We start from the raw sequence: 18,043 nt of genomic DNA, 5'->3' as shown, positions 1-18,043 counted from the left end.
TCACACCTCGCGCAGGGCCGGCAGCAGCTCCTTCTCGGCCCAGTCGAAGAAGTGCTGCTGCCGGTCGTGCCCGATCTGCACGAGCGCCACGTGGGTGAACCCGGCGTCGGCGAACTTCCTGATGCCCCGCACGACGGCCTCGACGTCGTCGCCGCACGGCACGCTCTCGGTCACGTCCTCGGGGCGGACCGTTTTCGTCGCGGCGGCGAAGTTCACCGGGCCGGGCAGCTCGGCCATGACCTTCCAGCCGCCGACGCTCGACCAGCGCCACAGCTCGTGCGGGCGCTGGATCGCGGCGTCGCGGTCGGTGTCGTAGGAGATGGCGAGCTGGCCGTAGACCGGCTTGCCCTCCCCGCCCGCGGCCTTGAACTGCCGCACCACCTCGGTCATCGGCTCGTTGATGACCAGCACGTCGCCATACTGGGCGGCCAGCTCGGCCGACTGGCCGCCTGATGCGGCGATGCCGATGGGGACGGGCTCGTCCGGCAGGTCGTACAGCTTGGCGGAGTCCACGTCGTAGAACTCGCCCTGGTGGGTGACGTACTCGCCGCTGAACAGCTTCTTGATGATCAGCACGGCCTCGGCGAACATGCGGTGCCGGGTGTCCACCGGCGGCCAGCCCTCGCCGATCACATGCTCGTTGAGGTTCTCGCCCGCGCCGAGCCCGAGGGTGAAGCGCCCCTTGCTCAGCACGCCCATCGTGGCGGCCTTCTGCGCCACCACCGCCGGGTGGTAGCGCATGATCGGGCAGGTCACGTACGTCATGAGCGGCAGCCGCTCGGTCACCTGGGCGGCCGCGCCGAGCACCGACCAGCAGTAGGGCGAATGCCCCATCTCCTCAAGCCAGGGGAAATAGTGGTCGGAGATGACGGCGAAGTCGAAGCCGATCCGCTCGGCCGCCGCGGCGTAGCCGACCAGCTCGTGGGCCGGCGTCTGCTCGGACATCAAGGTGTAGCCGATCTGTACCATGCGTCCCGGCTACCCCGCTTTGCTCACATTAGCGGCGGCGAAGCGGAGATCAATGATGGTCGCGCTCGCACAGTTCCTCGATCACCAGGCTCAGCCCGATGCCCAGCAGCCACACGTCCTTGACCACGCCGATGCCCTCATGGCTCGGGCGCAGGCTGCCCTCCTTGCGCATGCCGGGCGTGCGCAGGTAGAGGCCGACCAGCCCTGCCGCGAAGCCGGTGAGCGCCGCACCGGCCAGCAGCGACGGCACGAACGGCGCGAGCAGCGCCGCCCCGAGCGCGATCTCGCCGCGCGCCAGCAGCCGGACGAACTTCGCCGGCTCCATCTTCCCCAGGAACGGGTACGTCGTGGCCGCCATGCCGTGCAGACCCGCCGCGGCACCCTCGTCGGCCCCGAGCATGTCGATCCCCGAGTTCAGGATGACGGCCCCGGCGGCCAGGCGGGTGGGCATGTGGTGGGCGCGGGTGAAGATCCTCATCGGTGCCTCACAAGGTCGGGAAAAATGGGCAGGCGTCCCCTTCCCTTGGGGGCTGCGTACATCCCGACCTTGGGATTTCCCTGGGTGTGACGTGCCCTCGGGTGGAAGAATTCTTGGGCTTCGCTTGGCGTCGGCGATTAATGTGCAGGGGTGACAAATGGCGCATACCTGAGATACCCGCACCTGCACGGTGACCTGGTCACCTTCGTCGCCGACGACGACGTCTGGCTGGCCCCGCTGGAGGGAGGGAGAGCCTGGCGCTTCACGGCCGACCGCGTGCCGGTCTCCAATCCGCGATTCTCCACCGACGGCAGCCGCATCGCGTGGACCAGCACCAAGGAGGGCGCCGCCGAGGTGTTCGCCGCCGAGCTCGACGGGCCGGAGGGCGAGCGGCTCACCTACTGGGGCGGGGCGGCCGCCACTGTGGTGCGCGGCTGGACCCCCGGTGGTGACGTGCTGGCGGTCAGCGCGGCCGGGGAAAGCTCGTTCTCGCGGCGCTGGGCGTACGCGGTGCCGCTTGACGGCGGGCCGGCCACGCGGTTGCCGTACGGGTGGGTCAGCGACGCCGCCGTGGACGGAACGCGGGTCGCCACCGTGTCGTCGCTGTGGCGCGAGCCCTCCCATTGGAAGCGCTACCGGGGCGGCACCGCCGGCAAGATCTGGGTGGACGCCGAGGGCAGCGGCGAGTTCGTCCGGCTGTTCGCCGACAGCACCGCCCAGTACTGGTCGGTGAGCTGGGTCGGCGACCGGCTGGTCTTCCTGGCCGACATCGACGGCGTCGGCAACGTCTACTCGTCCCTGCCCGACGGCTCCGACCTGCGCAAGCACACCTCACACGAAGAGTTCTACGCCCGCCACGCCACCAGCGACGGGCAGCGGGTGATCTACTCGCACGCCGGTGACCTGTGGCTGCTGGAGAGCCTGGACGCCGAGCCGTACAAGCTGGACGTGCGGCTCGGCGGTCCCCGGCCCGGGCGCGCCAAGCGGCCCGCGCCGCTGCGGGTGGGCTCGTACGCGCCGGACGCCACCGGCCGGGCCAGCGCCGTCGAGATCCGCGGCACGGCCCACTGGGTGACCCACCGCGACGGCCCCGCGGGCGTGCTGCGCGCCGAGCCCGGCGTCCGCGTACGGCTGCCGCGCGTGCTCGACGCCGACGGCAAGGCCGTGTGGATCTCCGACGCCACCGGCGAGGACGCCCTGGAGATCGGCACCCCCGGCGGCGAGATCAGCACGCTGGCCGCGGGGCAGCTCGGCCGCGTGCTGGAGCTGGCCGCCGCACCCGACGGCAAGCACGTCGCCGTCGCCAGTCACGACGGGCGGCTGCTCGTCGTGGACGTGGAGAGCGGGAACATCAGGGAGCTGGACCGCACCGACCAGGGCGACATCTCCGGCCTGACGTTCTCGCCCGACTCCGGCTGGCTGGCCTGGGAGTTCCCGCACGAGGAGCTGTTGACGCAGATCAAGCTGGGCCGCGTGGACGGCAGCTCGGTCATCGAGGCCACCCCCGCCAGGTTCAGCGACTACAGCCCCGTCTTCACCAAGGACGGCAAGCACCTCGCGTTCCTGTCCGCGCGCACGTTCGACCCCGTCTACGACACGCACGTGTTCGACGTGTCCTTCCCGTACGGGGTCCGGCCGTACATCCTGCCGCTGCAGGCCACCACGCCCTCGCCGTTCGACCCCTCGCTCCAGGGGCGCGGCTTCAACGGCGAGGACGACAAGCCCGCCAAGGGCGACGACAAACAGAGCGACGACGCGCCGCCGCGCACCGAGGTGGACGCCGAGGGGATCTTCGACCGCGTGGTTCCCGTGCCGGTGCAGGCCGCCCGCTACGGCAACCTGCGCGCCGCCAAGGACGCGCTGCTCTGGCTGCGCTACCCGGTCGCCGGCCGGCTCGGCGACGGCAGCGAGCAGAACCACGAGATCGTGCTCGAACGCTACGACCTCAAGAAGCGCTCCAAGTCGGAGCTGACCAGGGAGGTGCGCTCGTTCGAGGTCAGCGGCGACGGCTCCCGGCTCGTCACCAACGGCAAGAACGGCCTGCAGACCAGGGCCGCGAGCGAGGGCGACGAGGCCGTCACCATCGACCTCGACCGGATCAACGTGCAGATCGACCCGGTGGCCGAGTGGCGCCAGGGCTTCCGCGAGGCCGGCCGCCTCATGCGCGACCACTTCTGGCGCGCCGACATGGGCGGCATCGACTGGCAGGGCGTGCTCGACCGCTACGAGCCGCTCGTCGAGCGCATCGGCGCGCACTCCGAGCTGATCGACCTGCTCTGGGAGACGCAGGGCGAGCTGGGCACCTCCCACGCCTACGCCATCGGCTCGGGCGGCGGCTCCGACCCGCGCCGCCGCCAGGGCCTGCTCGGCGCCGACCTGACCAGGGACGAGGACGGCGTCTGGCGCGTCACCCGCATCCTGCCCGGCGAGACGTCCGACCACGCCGCGCGCTCGCCGCTGCTCGCCCCCGGCGTCGCGGTCCGTCCCGGCGACGCGATCGTCGCCGTCGGCGGACGCCCGGTCGATCCGGTACGCGGGCCGCTCGCGCTGCTGGCCGGCACCGCGAACCAGCCCGTCGAGCTGACCGTGCGGCCCGCATCGGGCGGGGACGTGCGCCGGGTCGTGGTCACCCCGATCGACGACGAGACCCCGCTGCGCTACCACGACTGGGTGGCCGGTCGCCGCGCGTACGTCAAGGAGGCGTCCGGCGGGCGGCTCGGCTACCTGCACATCCCCGACATGCAGGCGCCCGGGTGGGCGCAGTTCCACCGCGACCTGCACACCGAGATCGCCTGCGACGGGCTGATCGTGGACGCGCGGGAGAACGGCGGAGGCCACCTGTCCGAGCTGGTCCTGGAGAAGCTGTCGCGCAAGGTCACCGGATGGGCGCTGGTCCGCGGCTACCGGCCCATGCGCTATCCCGAGGACTCGCCGCGCGGGCCCGTCGTGGCCATCGCCGACGAGTTCGCCGGGTCCGACGGCGACATCTTCAGCGCGGGCATCAAGAACCGGGGGATCGGGCCGCTCGTCGGCGTGCGGACGTGGGGCGGCGTGATCGGCATCGACTCCCGCTACTCGCTCGTGGACGGCACCGTGGTGACCCAGCCGCGGTACTCGTTCTGGCTGGAGGGACCCGGCTGGGGGGTGGAGAACCACGGCGTCGATCCCGACGTCGAAGTGGTGATCACGCCGCAGGACCGGGTCGCCGGGCGTGACCCGCAGCTCGACAAGGCGATCGAGCTGGCGCTGGCGGCGCTGGAGGAGAACCCGCCCGCCACGCCGCCCGAGCTGCCGCCGCTGCCCGCCTCCTGACCCGCCTTCCGGCCGGGCCATCGGTCGCCCGCCACCTGGCCGCCGCGCATCCGGTACGGCCTACCCGCCTCTTCCCGGCGGGCCGCCCCTTCGGGCCTGCGCCGTCATGGCCCGGCCGCCTTCATGGCCGGGCGCTGTGGCGGGCGGCCCGGCCGGTGGGTCAGCGCACGGTGGCCAGGCGGGTGAGGATCTCGTCGAGTATGGCCTCGGTGGTCGCGAAGTTGAGCCGTACGCAGTGCTCGCCGCCGGGACCGAAGCCGGCGCCGTCGTTCAGCTTGACCTTGGCCTCGCGCTCGATCACCTCCGCCATGCCCGGCCGCCCCACCTCCAGCCAGGCCAGGTACGTCGCATCAGGCACCCGGTAGCGGAACGTGCCGGGCAGCCGTTCGGCGATCGTGCGGCGGTTGCGGTCGAGCAGGGCCAGGGTCTGGGCCAGCCAGGCGTCCCCGTGCCGCCAGGCCGCGACCGTGGCCTCGACGCCGAACACGCTGGGGGAGCCGTACACGAAGGGCGGCTGTGCCTCAAGGGCGGCGCGGACGCCCGCGTGCCCGAGGTGGGCGACCGAGCAGCGGATGCCGCCCAGGTTGAACGCCTTCGTCGCCGAGGTGAGGGTGACCGTGCGTTCCGGGAGGACGGTGGCGAACGGGATGTGCCGGTGCGGCTCGTACACGAGGTCGGAGTGAATCTCGTCCGCGATGACCAGCAGGTCGTGGCGTTCTGCGCACTCGGCCAGCGTCTCAAGCTCGGCGCGGGTGAAGGCGCGGCCGGTCGGGTTCTGCGGGTTGACCAGTAACAGCACCCGGCAGCCCGACAGGTCGGGCACCTCGAAGCGCCAGGTGTCACCGTCAGGTTCGAGGCGGATGGGGTGGAGGGGACGGTCCATGACCTGCAACGTGGTCAGGAACGGGTGGTAGGCGGGGGTGTGCACGGCCACCCCGTCGCCGGGCCGCGTCCAGATCTGGAGCAGCACCTGCAGCGCCTGGTTGAGATCGTTGAACGAGCGGACGAGCGAGGGGTCGGCGTCCCAGCCGTACCGGGCGGACATGCGCTCGGCGAACGCCTCGGCCAGCGGGCCCGCGGTCGGGTCGAGCAGCCAGGCGGGGTAGCCGAGGTCGCCGGCCGCACGCTTGGCGAGGACCTCCTGGACGGCGGGGGCCGTGGGCAGGTCCATGTCGGCGACCCAGGCGGGAATGACGCCCGGTTCCACCGCCGCCCACTTCAGCCCATCATGCACTGATTTAAGGTCTATTGGGGGATATGCGTCCTCCACGCGGCCATTCTAGGATCTTTCAATGTGATGAGGCGGTGGCGCGGCTTATGGCAGGCTGGGCGGCCATGACTCCCCACCCGAAGATCGGCGCCATCGTCGAGACGTACCTTTCCGTGGCCGACGCGGAGGCCCCCGGGCTGGTGGAAGGGCTCTACCTCGAAGGCTCGGCGGCGCTCGGCGACTACCAGCCCGAGACCAGCGACGTCGACTTCGTGGCCGTCACCACCGAGCCGCCCGCGCCCGGCGTGCTCGAACGCATCCACACCCGCCTCGGCGCCCACCCGTTCCAAGGCATCTACCTCACCTGGGACGACCTCGGCCACGACCCCGCCGAGCTGGGCGAGCGCCCGCAGGCCGAGGGCAGCAGGCTCAACCGGCGCGGCGAGCCGAACCCGGTCACCTGGCACACCCTCGCCCGCCACGGGCTGACCTGCCGGGGGCCGAAGCCCGAGGAGCTGGAGATCTGGAACGATCCCGCCGTGCTGGCCGCGTGGATCGACGGCAACCTCGACCGTTACTGGCGGCGGCTCGTCACCCGCGCCTCCCACCTCGTCTCGCCGTGGGGGCTGACCTGCCTCGGCGGGTACGGCACGGTCTGGGTGGTCACCGGCGTCTCCCGCCTGCACTACACGCTGGCCACCGGGGAGATCGCGTCCAAGACGGCCGCCGCGCTGCACGCGCTGGAGACGTTCCCCGAGCGGTGGCACCGGGTGGTGAACGAGGCGCTGCGGCTGCGCCGCGACGACTCCGCGCAGCCGTCGCTGGCCGGGCTGGTCTCGGGGCTGGCCGAGCACTTCGGGACGCCGCGCCGCTCGCTGTACGGCTCGCCGTTCGAGCGGCGGCGGGACGTACTGGAGTTCGCCGATCAGGTGATCACGGCGGGGCACCGGCTGTACCAGGCGCGGGGGGATTGACCGGGCCTCGGGCTCGGGGTACGAATGCGATCCCGACGACGCGGAACCCGGTGGCGCAGTGTTAGCGCTAACACCAGCTCCCTTCCACGCCCGGGGCTCCCGGCCGGGCCGCGTGATCGAAAGGACGCCTATGACCGCACTCTTACGGACAGCCCTCGGCCTGCTCTTGGCCACAATGCTCCTCGTGATCCTTCCACCGGGCGCCGCCCACGCCTCCCCGGCCGTGCAGTACACCAACCCCATCGCCGCCCAGCGCGCCGACCCGCACATCTTCCGGCACACCGACGGCTACTACTACTTCACCGCCACCGTCCCCGAGTACGACCGCATCGTCCTGCGCCGCGCCACCACCATCCAGGGCCTGGCCACCGCCCCCGAGACCGTCATCTGGCGGCGGCACACCACCGGCGAGATGGGCGCCCACATCTGGGCACCCGAGATCCACTTCATCAACGGCAAGTGGTACGTCTACTTCGCCGCGGGCCGCGCCGACGACGTCTGGCGCATCCGCATGTACGTCCTGGAGAACGCCGCCGCCAACCCCCTGACCGGCACCTGGACCGAGCGCGGCCGCATCGTCACCCCGTGGGACACGTTCTCGCTCGACGCCACCACTTTCGTCGCGGGCGGCGTGCGCTACCTGCTCTGGGCGCAGCAGGAGCCGGGCATCGCCACCAACTCCAACCTCTACCTCGCGCGGATGGGCGCCGACCCGTGGACCATCACCGGTCCCGTCACCCGGCTCACCGTGCCCACGCTGGCGTGGGAGACGCGCGGCTACAAGGTCGCGGAAGGGCCCGCCGTGCTGCAGCGCAACGGGCGGATCTTCCTGACGTACTCCGCGAGCGCCACCGACGCCAACTACTGCATCGGCCTGCTCACCGCCTCCGCCTCCGCCGACCTGCTGCAGGCGTCGTCGTGGACCAAGAGCCAGACGCCCGTCTTCGCCAGCAACGCCGCCACCAGCCAGTACGGGCCGGGGCACAACTCCTTCACCATCTCCGAGGACGGGCAGAGCGACCTCCTCGTCTACCACGACCGGAACTACCGGGACATCTCCGGCGACCCGCTCAACGACCCGAACCGGCGCACCCGCGTACAGAAGGTGTACTGGCGCTCCGACGGCACGCCCGACTTCGGCATCCCCGTGGCGGACGGGGTCACGCCGGTGCGGCTCATGGCGTACGACGTGGCCGGGGCGGCCGTACGGCACTGGGAGTTCCGTGCCCGCCTGGAGAGCGACGTCACGCCGCTGGCCGACTCACAGTTCAGAATCGTCAGCGGGCTGTCCGGCAGCGGCACCGTCTCTCTGGAGTCGGCCAACTTCCCCGGCTACTACCTGCGGCACCGCAACTTCGAAACGTGGGTGCACCAGCGGGACGGCTCCGCCCTGTTCGACGCGGACGCCTCGTTCATCCGGCGCAGCGGTCTGGCCGGCAGCGGCACCGTCTCGTTCGAGTCGGTCAACTATCCCGGCTACTACCTGCGGCACCGGGCGGGGACGGTGTTGGTGGAGCGGGACGACGGGACGAGCGCGTTCCGCAGCAGCGCCAGCTTCATCTTGGAGTGAACGCCGGGGCGGCGGACAAGGGTGGCCAGGGCCGGCGGCACCAGAGCGCGGAAGAGCAGCGACACCAGGAAGCGCGAGGAACCGCCGGCCCGGTCACCCATGCGACATCGGGACCGCGAAGCTGTGCGACAGGCGGAGGCACGAGAGGAGGATGTACCTCGGCTGTACCTCGGCGAGCGATCGGAAACGGTCTCGTGACGCACGTCGCCGCCCGCGCGGAGGAACACCCTCTGCTCGGACGGACGCCGCCTGCGCGGACGGGAGAGCGCCTGCGCGAACGGAAACCGCCTGGGCGTACAGGCACCGCTTGGTGTGCGGACATCGCTTGCACGGACGGACACCGCCTGGGCGGACGGACACCGCTCGGGTGCGCAGACACCGCTTGGGCGCGCAGAGACACCACGAACGTCCCGACGCCCAAACGCCGCAGCCGCACTGACGGCGCAGACACCGCGAACGCGCAGGCGTCCAGTACCGCAGACGCCGCCCGGACCGGAAGCATCGCCGTCCGGACGGGACGCACCGCCGCCCGGACCCGACGTACACCCGGACCCGACGTACACCGCCTTGACCGGACGCGCCGCCGCTCGGACTGGCCGTACACCGCCTGTACCGGACGCGCCGCCGCTCGGACTGGCCGTGCACCGCCTGGACCGGACTGGACGTACAGCCACCCGGACTGGCCCCTAGACGTACCGCCGCCCGAACTGGACATGTACCGCGGGGACCGGACGCCGCCCGACCTGCAGACGTCAGGAACGCACCGACGGCGGAGAGGTGGAGACACCGCCCCCGCGTGGAGACGTTGGGACACCGCCCGCAGGGGAGGTGGAGACACCGCCCCGCGTTAGGAGACGCACACCACGAGACCCTTCCCGCGAAGAGTCAGATACGAGTGGGACCCGAGTGAGGAGAGACCAGGAGGTCAGAGGCGGCGGAGTACCGCTACCACCTTGCCCAGCACGCTGGCCTCGTCACCGGGGATCGGCTCGTAGTTGGGGTTGTGGGGGACGAGCCAGACGTGGCCGTCCTTCCGCTTGAAGGTCTTCACTGTGGCCTCGCCGTCGATCATCGCGGCCACGATGTCGCCGCTCTCCGCGACGGGCTGCTGGCGTACGACCACCCAGTCACCGTCGGCGATAGCGGCCTCGATCATCGAGTCACCGGTGACCTGGAGGAGGAACAGCGTGCCCTCACCGACGAGCTGCTTGGGCAGCGCGAAGACGTCTTCGACGCTCTCTTCGGCGAGGATCGGGCCACCGGCGGCGATGCGGCCGACGAGCGGGACGTAGGCGGCGGTCGGGCGGTTGACCGTGGGCTCCTCGGTGCCCGCGTCGGGGTCGACCCACAGCACCGGCTCGCCCGGGAGGCGGACCTCCAAGGCGCGCGGGCGGTGCGGATCGCGCCGCAGGTAACCCTTACGCTGAAGGGCGGTGAGCTGGTGCGACACGCTGGACGTGCTGGTCAGCTGCACCGCCTCGCCGATCTCACGCATGGAGGGCGGATATCCGCGCTGCTGCACCGAGTCGCGGATCACCTCGAGGATCTTGCGCTGCCTAGGTGTCAAGCCCAGCGCGTCTCGTCGGCGCACCGCGAGGTCATTGACCCCGTTTGTGCCATCCCGCTCGGTCATGCTCTTCCTCCTCGCCTGGCGGCCCGCCTCACCGGCGGACCTCCCGGTGTGTGGTCCTGATGTCGCACACAGCGACCGTATCGCTGTTGAAGATCATCTTCAAACAATTGTTCGAGTCTTCCTCGAAATTGTCGCCAGTGTGGTGTACAACATCGTACGGGAGTTCGATCGACACCGTGTTCGATTCGCCGATCTTATTTGCCCTTTTCCTCAGGCCGCACGGCAGGAGGTCATCCATGCGAACGCCCACAAACTCGGACACGACCAGCGAAGACGTCAACCGGCTCACCTTGATCGCCGAAGCGACGCGGAGTGACGATCGACGGACAGACAATACGCGGGCGGGGGGTAGTGTTCGCGTGAATTCCGGCAAGAGGTTGGGGCCCCGTGGGAGTCGTGGGGGGAGGCCCCATTTGCACCTCGTACCACCGCCGCGCACCGGCGAAGACGTCGAGCAGTCGGCACAAAACAACGGGATTCCGGACGAGATAGGGATTACGGGAACGCGCCGTGCATCGGGAAGTCGCGACACGCCCGACAGCATCGGCGACGCGCTTCGAAACGAAAGACGCCCGGCCGGGGCGAGCCGGGGGAGCGGCGACCTGGGAGGCTCCGCGCCGTCCAGGAGCGGAGAAGCAGCGGCGGGTAGCGCGGAGACGAGCGACACGCCGGCCGGCCGGGCCGTAGCAAATCCTGGCAGGTCGCGCTGGTGGCAGCGCGGCGGGGATGGGCTGCGCGACGAGGCGTCCCAGCCCGGCAGGCCAGGCCGGTGGCAACGCGGCGGGGACGGGCTGCGCGACGAGGTGTCCCAGCCCGGCAGGCCAGGCCGGTGGCAGCGCGGCGGGGATGGGCTGCGCGACGACGTGCCTCTGCCCGGCAGACCACGCCGACGCGGGACGAACGCCAGCGGCCTACCCCCCGACCCCACCCCCTCCCGGGCTCGCGAGGGCAGTGCCCGCACCGCGTCCACGCCCGTCACCGGAGGCGGCGAGGGTCCCGGCGATCTCCAGCGAGGTGACGGCGCGGGCGGCGAGTCCTCGGCGGCCGGTACCGGGAGCTGGGACGCTCCTGCGCCTCTCCGTAGTGGCGACGGCAGGGGTCACGCCCTGCCGTCGCCCGCCGTCGGACGTAGCAACGCTGCCGCCCGTCTCCGGTGGGACGATGGCATGAGCCGCGCATCCTCGGAGGACGGAGCCGGGAGCCCCGGCGGTCCTACGCGGCGTGGTGATGGCGTAGGCCGCGCATTGCCAGGGACCGCGGGTAGGAGTGGGGACGCTCCTATGCGTGCTCGGCGCAGAAGTGGCAGGGGGCGCGCCTTGTTGAGTGCCGCTGGTGGGAGCGGCGGTGCTCCTGAGGCTCTCCGGCGCGGTGACGGCGGTGCTCTCGAAACTCTTCGGCGCGGTGATGGTGGTGGTCACGCCGTGTCGCCGTCCACCGCCGGACGCAAAGACGACGCTCCTGCTCGTTCCCAGCGCGGTGATGGCAGGGGGCGCGTCTCCTCGGCGGGGGCCGGAGTAGGGGGCGGCGCTCCTGCTCGCCTGCGGCGTGGTGATGGCACGGGCCGCGTTTCGTCACCGGCCTCCGCTGGAATCGGCGGCCCCTCTGGGCCGTCTCGGCGTGGTGAGGGCAGGTCTTCTGGGTCGCTCCGGTGTGGTGAGGGCAGGTTTGACACCCCTCTTGGCCGTGTCCTCGCTTCCCGGAGCGTGCAGGGCAAGGCCATTGGTGGCATCGCCCTCTTCCGGCGCTTCTGGAAGCGAGCCGACGCTGGTGAGGTCGGTGGCGTACCCCAGCGGGCTCGGCTGACGCTTATTCAGGGAGAGGCCGGGACGCGTGAGTCGGAGCGAGCCGGCAGATCCGGGCGACGCTCTGCGCCGGCCACCAAGGAACACGGCGGCGCGCTTTCATCGGGCCGAACCAGCGGGGCCGCGAGGCCAGGGGCGAGCGCGACCAGGCGGGGGAAGGCGGCAGGTCGGCAGGCGGAGGCTGACCCCGAGGCGGGATCGCAGCGCGAGACGACGGGCGAGCGCGAAAAGGTGGCTCTCGCTTCCCGCCGGGGCAGCGTGGTCCAGCGGGGCGGCGCGGCTCGGCGGGGCGGCATGGCTCAGCGGGAGAGCACCCTCGGGCGTGGGAACGCTGCCGTGCAGGACGGCGCGGTCTGGCGGGAGAGCCGGGTCGGGCGCGACGGAGCGGTTGGACTAGCTAGTGAGGCCGGGAGGGGAGGCCCGGCTGAGAGGGACGGTGCGGCTCGGCGGGGGAGTTCGGCCGGGCGGGGGAGCGCCGGGAGGCCCGTGAGCGTGGGCGGGCGGGAGCGAGGCGGTGCGCCTGGGCTGGGGAGGGCCGGGGCGAGGCGGCAGGCGGCTTCTGTGCGGTTGACGCGGCGCGGACGGATCGTGCTGGTCGTCGCGGCGGCGTTGCTGTCGCTGGGCGGCTTCTGGCTCGGCACGCGGGCCGCTGGTTACGCGGCGGTGCAGGTGGTGGTGACCGACCACACCGGCCTGCCGTGGGTGGAAGTGCACAAGGGGGATACGTTGTGGAAGATCGCTGATGCGCTCGCGGAGGGGGAGGACCCCGCTGCTCCGGTGGAGGAGATCAAGCGGCTGAACGGCCTGCCCGACTCCTTCATCCAGCCCGGCAGCCGTCTGTACGTGCCGAGAAACGCCGCCGCGTTACGGTGATCGACCCCCAAGGCGATCGCTCCGGGACAACAGCATTCCGGGCGAGCCCGCCACCGTGTTCGGTGTTCGGGTGGGGTGCACTATGACGATTACTTCCGGGTGGGGTGCGCTACGGCGGTCAGCCCCTGAAGGGGTGCGCCACGCCGGTCAGTTTCCGAGGGGGTGCGCTACGGCGGTCAGCCCCTGAGGGGGTGCGCCACGCCGGTCAGTTTCCGGGTGAGGGTGCGCAACCGCGATCAGCTCACCGGTGGGTGCGTTACGCCCATCAGCTTCCGGATGAACGAGCCGCGATGATCAGCGCCCGGGTATGTGCGCCACGCTGATCCCTCGACACTCCGACCCCCGAAGATCCCGGCAAGGCCGCACCCCGCCTGGCAGGGGAGCACCCGGAGGGCGGGGCAGTGCGGCCGGAGGGGAGAGCTTGGGGCCCGTGTAGGTGGGAGCGCGTGAGTCGGGTGCGGAATGCGTTGGCAAGCGTGACTGGTTGGTCGGATGAAACGGCGGTCATCGCGACGGGAGGAAGCGTGGCGAGTGTCGGTCGGTCTCGCTGTGAGATTCGTTCACGTGCGAGGCCGAACACAACCGATGTGACGCTCTCACCTGCGAGAAGATCACCCGCGGCGGCGCGACACGCCCGGGACGCGTGAGCCCGGTGGGCTGATCAGCGACTTCGGCGGAAAGAGTCGGCTCGAGTTGCGTTCATGGCGGCGCGCTTCTACGGTTGGACCACAACATCTAGTAGTTTCACCGATGTAGTTCACCACACCTTGTGTTTCCGTGACCGCTCCATGGGGTGCCGTGGAGCGTGCTTCAGCGTCCCGTCACGGGGTTTTCTGCGGCGTGTGGTGGCCGCAGGTCTTGGAGGCGAAAAAGCGTGCACTGTCCGTTCTGTCGCCACCCTGACACCAGGGTCATCGACAGTCGCTCGACGGACGACGGTGCGGCCATCCGGCGCAGGCGGACCTGTCCCGAGTGCGGACGCAGGTTCACCACGCAGGAGACCGTACTGCTCATGGTGAGCAAGCGCAGCGGAGTGACGGAGCCGTTCTCGCGTGACAAGGTCGTCGCGGGCGTACGGCGGGCCTGCCAGGGCAGGCCGGTCAGTGAGGATTCGCTGGCGCAGCTGGGGCAGCGGGTGGAAGAGGCCATCAGGGCGAAGGGTGCGGCCGAGATCCCGTCCAACGAAGTGGGGCTGGCCATCCTCGGGCCGCTGCGCGAGCTGGATGAGGTGGCGTACCTGCGGTTCGCATCGGTGTATCGCGGTTTCGAGAGCCTGGCGGACTTCGAAGCCGAGATCAAACAGTTGAAGGCGGAGAAGGGGGAGTCATGACGGAGACGGCCAGCGGTTCAGTGGCGCGCGGGGGCAAGCGTCCGCGTAAGGGCCTGAAGATGAAGCGGATCTTCACCAAGCCCGGTGTGCACCCGTATGACGAGATCAAGTGGGAGCGCCGGGACGTCGTCATGACGAACTGGCGCGACGGGTCGGTCAACTTTGAGCAGCGAGGTGTCGAGTTCCCCGACTTCTGGTCGGTGAACGCGACGAACATCGTGACGACCAAGTACTTCCGTGGCGCCGTGGGCACGCCGCAGCGCGAGTGGAGCCTCAAGCAGCTCATCGACCGGGTCGTGGGCGTCTACACGAAGACGGGTCTCGAGCACGGCTACTTCGCGAGCGAAGAGGACGCCGAGATCTTCGACCATGAGTTGAAGTACGCGTTGGCGCACCAGATATTCGCGTTCAACTCGCCGGTGTGGTTCAACGTGGGCACGCAGTCGCCGCAGCAGGTGAGCGCGTGCTTCATCCTCTCCGTGGACGACACGATGGAGTCGATCCTGGAGTGGTACAAGGAAGAGGGCGTGATCTTCAAGGGCGGCTCCGGGTCGGGTGTCAACCTGTCGCGGATCCGTTCCTCGAAGGAGTTGCTGTCGAGCGGCGGCACGGCCAGCGGGCCGGTGTCGTTCATGCGCGGCGCCGACGCGTCGGCGGGGACGATCAAGTCCGGCGGCGCCACCCGCCGGGCCGCCAAGATGGTCGTGCTCGACGTCGACCACCCCGACATCGAGGAGTTCATCGAGACGAAGGCGCGCGAGGAGGACAAGATCCGCGCGCTGCGCGACGCCGGGTTCGACATGGACCTCGGCGGCAAGGACATCGTCTCGGTGCAGTACCAGAACGCCAACAACTCCGTCCGCGTCTCCGACGAGTTCATGCGCGCGGTGGAGAACGGCGGCGAGTTCGGCCTGCGCGCCCGCCTGACCGGCGAGGTGATCGAGAAGGTCGACGCGCGGACGCTGTTCCGCAAGATGGCCCAGGCCGCCTGGGAGTGCGCCGACCCCGGCATCCAGTACGACGACACGATCAACGACTGGCACACCACCCCCGAGACCGGCCGCATCACCGCCAGCAACCCCTGCAGCGAGTACGTCCACCTCGACAACTCCTCCTGCAACCTGGCCAGCATCAACCTGCTGAAGTTCCTGCAGGACGACGGCTCCTTCAACATCGCCGACTTCGTCAAGCTGACCGAGCTGATCATCACCGCGATGGACATCTCGATCGTCTTCGCCGACTTCCCGACGGAGAAGATCGGTGAGACGACGCGGGCGTACCGGCAGCTCGGCATCGGCTACGCCAACCTCGGCGCGCTGCTGATGGCGACCGGCCACGCCTACGACTCCGACGGCGGCCGGGCGGTGGCGGCGGCGATCACGTCGCTGATGACCGGTGTGTCCTACCGGCGCAGCGCCGAGCTGGCGAGCGTGGTGGGCCCGTACGAGGGCTACGCCCGCAACGCCGAGCCGCACAAGCGGGTCATGCGCAAGCACGCGGCGGCCAACGACGACCTGCGCACCATCGGCACCATGGACGCCAAGATCCACGCCGAGGCGACGCGTCAGTGGTCGGAGTGCCTGAAGCTGGGCGAGAAGTACGGCTACCGCAACGCCCAGGCCAGCCTGCTGGCCCCCACGGGCACGATCGGCCTGATGATGGACTGCGACACGACCGGCATCGAGCCGGACCTGGCGCTGGTCAAGTTCAAGAAGCTCGTCGGCGGCGGCTCGATGCAGATCGTCAACCAGACGGTCCCGCGGGCGCTCAAGCAGCTCGGCTACCAGCAGGAGCAGATCGAGGCCATCGTCGAGTACATCGCCGAGCACGGCCACGTCGTCGACGCCCCCGGCCTGCGCCAGGAGCACTACGAGGTGTTCGACTGCGCGATGGGCGAGCGGGCGATCGCTCCCATGGGGCACGTCCGGATGATGGCGGCCACGCAGCCGTTCCTGTCCGGCGCCATCTCCAAGACCGTCAACCTGCCCGAGTCGGCCACGGTCGACGACATCGAGCAGGTCTACCTCGAGGGCTGGCGGCTCGGACTGAAGGCCCTCGCCGTCTACCGCGACAACTGCAAGGTCGGCCAGCCGCTGTCGGCCGGCGACAGCGCGAAGAAGCAGGAGCAGAAGGCCGAGCCGGAGGTCAAGGTCGTCGAGGTCAACCGGCCGACCCGCCGCCGCATGCCCAACCAGCGGCCGAGCACGACCACCCGGTTCACGGTGGGCGGCGCGAAGGGCTACATGACCGCCTCGTCCTACCCGGACGACGGTCTCGGCGAGGTCTTCCTCAAGATGTCCAAGCAGGGCTCGACGCTGGCGGGCGTCATGGACGCCTTCTCGGTGGCGATCTCCATCGGCCTCCAGTACGGCGTGCCGCTGGAGACGTACGTCAGCAAGTTCGTCAACATGCGGTTCGAGCCGGCCGGGATGACCGACGACCAGGACATCCGGATGGCCACCTCGGTGATGGACTACATCTTCCGCAGGCTGGCCCTTGACCACCTGCCGTACGAGGAGCGGGCGGCGCTCGGCATCTTCTCGGCGGCCGAGCGGGCGGCGCAGCAGCGCGGCGAGGACCCGGCGGCGCTGCAGGAGGCGGTCGACCGCGAGGCGCTCGCGCAGTCGGCTCCGATCGAGTCGGCGGCCGCCGCGGCTGCCGCCACCGCCGAGCCGAAGGCCGAGAAGGAGCTGCCGGCCGTCAAGCAGGAGCTGACGCTGGAGAGCCACCGGCGCTTCACGGCCGACGCGCCGCTCTGCATGACCTGCGGTACGAAGATGCGCCCGGCGGGCAGCTGCTACGTCTGCGAGGGCTGCGGTTCGACCAGCGGCTGCAGCTGATCTGACGCCGCTGATACGGGCGGTCGCGTGACGACCATGTGAACGAGGGGGCCCGGATTCCGATCCGGGCCCCCTCTGCGTTGCTTACGCGGTGGCTCAGAAGTCGAGCACTGAGCGCAGCACGTCGGGTTTGTTGGTGATGATGCCGTCCACCCGGTACGTCACCATCCGCCGCATGACGTCGGGGTCGTCCACCGTCCAGGTGAGGACGTCCATGCCGAGCTTGTGGACCTGGCGCACGTACCCGGCCGTCACATCGTCGTACGGCGGGTTGATCTGGTCGGCGAACGAGGCCAGCCCCGGCAGCTCACCGGTCGAAGGCGTGCCCAGCAGGCCGATCGGCACCTGCGGCATCAGGCGCGCGAACCGGCGCATGGAGTTCCAGTCGAACGACTGCACCACCAGCCGCCCCGGCGCCAGCCAGGAGGAGTGCCGGCGCAGCTCGGCGGCGATGCGGCTCTCGATACCCGGGTAGAGGCTCGGGGACTTGACCTCGAGCAGCAGGCCGATGCCCTCGTCGCGCATCTCCTCCAGCGCCTCGCCCAGCGTGGGCACGGGCTCGCCCTTGTACTTGCCGGACTTCCAGGAGCCGGCGTCGAGCTTGCGGATCTGGGCGAGGGTGAGATCGCCGACGTTCCACGGAGCGAGGTCCGGGAAGCGGCTCTCCACGTCGGTGGTACGGGTCAGCGTGGTGTCGTGCATCAGGACCAGGTGGTGGTCCTTGGTCTCCTGAACGTCCAGCTCGAACATGTCGGCGCCTTGGTCGGCGGCCAGGCGGAACGCGGCGAGGGTGTTCTCCGGCGCGTACGCGGAGGCACCGCGGTGGGCGACGGCGGTGACCGTCGCCGCGGCGCTCTCCACCGCGCTGGTCGCGTTCGCACCGGGGGCGGCAGGGGTGGGGAAGATGAGGGACAGTGAGGCAATGGTCAGCACGGCGAGCCGCTGAATCATGAGTCTCCTCTGGTGGGAAGAGATGACGACTCGACGGTGACAAGATCTTGTGACTTCGAGTTGAGGGGAGGGTAACCCAGCGGTGCCGCACGGATGAGCAA

The 18,043-nt window shown here is 70.4% G+C and carries 12 protein-coding genes; 6 read left to right on the top strand and 6 right to left on the bottom strand.

The window, feature by feature from the left end:
* On the bottom strand, positions 1-969 hold the full coding sequence (locus tag AB0K67_RS29945) for a TIGR03557 family F420-dependent LLM class oxidoreductase (protein WP_364067031.1): 969 nt from the start codon (positions 967-969) through the stop codon (positions 1-3).
* A gap of 49 nt (positions 970-1,018) precedes the next feature.
* A complete protein-coding gene (locus AB0K67_RS29940) occupies positions 1,019-1,447 on the bottom strand; it encodes a hypothetical protein (protein WP_364067030.1) in 429 nt (142 codons plus the stop codon).
* Positions 1,448-1,597: 150 nt separating this feature from the next.
* On the opposite strand from AB0K67_RS29940, the gene AB0K67_RS29935 reads away from it, so the two are divergent.
* Positions 1,598-4,759 carry a PDZ domain-containing protein gene (locus tag AB0K67_RS29935; protein ID WP_364067028.1) on the top strand — a complete coding sequence of 1,054 codons (3,162 nt, stop codon included), beginning with the start codon at positions 1,598-1,600 and terminating at the stop codon, positions 4,757-4,759.
* Positions 4,760-4,919: 160 nt separating this feature from the next.
* On the opposite strand, the gene AB0K67_RS29930 is transcribed toward AB0K67_RS29935, so the two are convergent.
* Positions 4,920-5,993, bottom strand: coding sequence for an aminotransferase class I/II-fold pyridoxal phosphate-dependent enzyme (locus AB0K67_RS29930; RefSeq protein WP_364067027.1), 1,074 nt, complete (start codon positions 5,991-5,993; stop codon positions 4,920-4,922).
* Positions 5,994-6,094: 101 nt separating this feature from the next.
* Here AB0K67_RS29930 and AB0K67_RS29925 point away from each other — a divergent pair, with 101 nt between their 5' ends.
* Positions 6,095-6,943, top strand: a complete 849-nt coding sequence (locus tag AB0K67_RS29925; protein ID WP_364067026.1) for an aminoglycoside adenylyltransferase domain-containing protein — start codon at positions 6,095-6,097, stop codon at positions 6,941-6,943.
* A gap of 184 nt (positions 6,944-7,127) precedes the next feature.
* Positions 7,128-8,513 (top strand): family 43 glycosylhydrolase, encoded by a 1,386-nt coding sequence (locus AB0K67_RS29920; protein ID WP_364067024.1) that lies wholly within the window; start codon positions 7,128-7,130, stop codon positions 8,511-8,513.
* Positions 8,514-9,438: 925 nt separating this feature from the next.
* Here the strand turns inward: AB0K67_RS29920 and lexA are convergent.
* Both lexA and AB0K67_RS29910 read right to left on the bottom strand, forming a co-directional pair.
* The gene (lexA, locus tag AB0K67_RS29915; protein WP_364067022.1) at positions 9,439-10,146 is read right to left on the bottom strand and encodes a transcriptional repressor LexA; all 708 of its coding nucleotides are present in this window, start codon (positions 10,144-10,146) and stop codon (positions 9,439-9,441) included.
* A gap of 28 nt (positions 10,147-10,174) precedes the next feature.
* Complete coding sequence (locus AB0K67_RS29910) at positions 10,175-10,426, bottom strand: hypothetical protein (protein WP_364067021.1); 252 nt, start codon at positions 10,424-10,426, stop codon at positions 10,175-10,177.
* 2,110 nt (positions 10,427-12,536) lie between these two features.
* Here AB0K67_RS29910 and AB0K67_RS29905 point away from each other — a divergent pair.
* From AB0K67_RS29905 to AB0K67_RS29895, 3 genes are all read left to right on the top strand, one after another.
* A complete protein-coding gene (locus tag AB0K67_RS29905; RefSeq protein ID WP_364067019.1) occupies positions 12,537-12,821 on the top strand; it encodes a LysM peptidoglycan-binding domain-containing protein in 285 nt (94 codons plus the stop codon).
* An 874-nt stretch (positions 12,822-13,695) separates the two neighbouring features.
* Positions 13,696-14,151, top strand: a complete 456-nt coding sequence (gene nrdR, locus AB0K67_RS29900; RefSeq protein ID WP_043614619.1) for a transcriptional regulator NrdR — start codon at positions 13,696-13,698, stop codon at positions 14,149-14,151.
* Positions 14,148-16,991: a vitamin B12-dependent ribonucleotide reductase gene (locus tag AB0K67_RS29895; RefSeq protein WP_364067016.1), complete on the top strand. Its 2,844-nt coding sequence runs from the start codon at positions 14,148-14,150 to the stop codon at positions 16,989-16,991. Before nrdR ends, AB0K67_RS29895 begins: the two co-directional genes overlap by 4 nt.
* A gap of 96 nt (positions 16,992-17,087) precedes the next feature.
* Here AB0K67_RS29895 and AB0K67_RS29890 read toward each other — a convergent pair whose 3' ends face one another.
* Positions 17,088-17,942, bottom strand: a complete 855-nt coding sequence (locus AB0K67_RS29890) for a glycerophosphodiester phosphodiesterase family protein (RefSeq protein WP_364067014.1) — start codon at positions 17,940-17,942, stop codon at positions 17,088-17,090.
* Between the last annotated feature and the right edge of the window lie 101 nt (positions 17,943-18,043).

The organism is Nonomuraea sp. NPDC052634 (genome assembly GCF_040678535.1).
In the GTDB taxonomy this organism is placed as follows: domain Bacteria; phylum Actinomycetota; class Actinomycetes; order Streptosporangiales; family Streptosporangiaceae; genus Nonomuraea; species Nonomuraea fastidiosa.
Note: the sequence above shows the minus strand (reverse complement) of the source record. Positions and strands in the feature narration are given on the sequence as shown.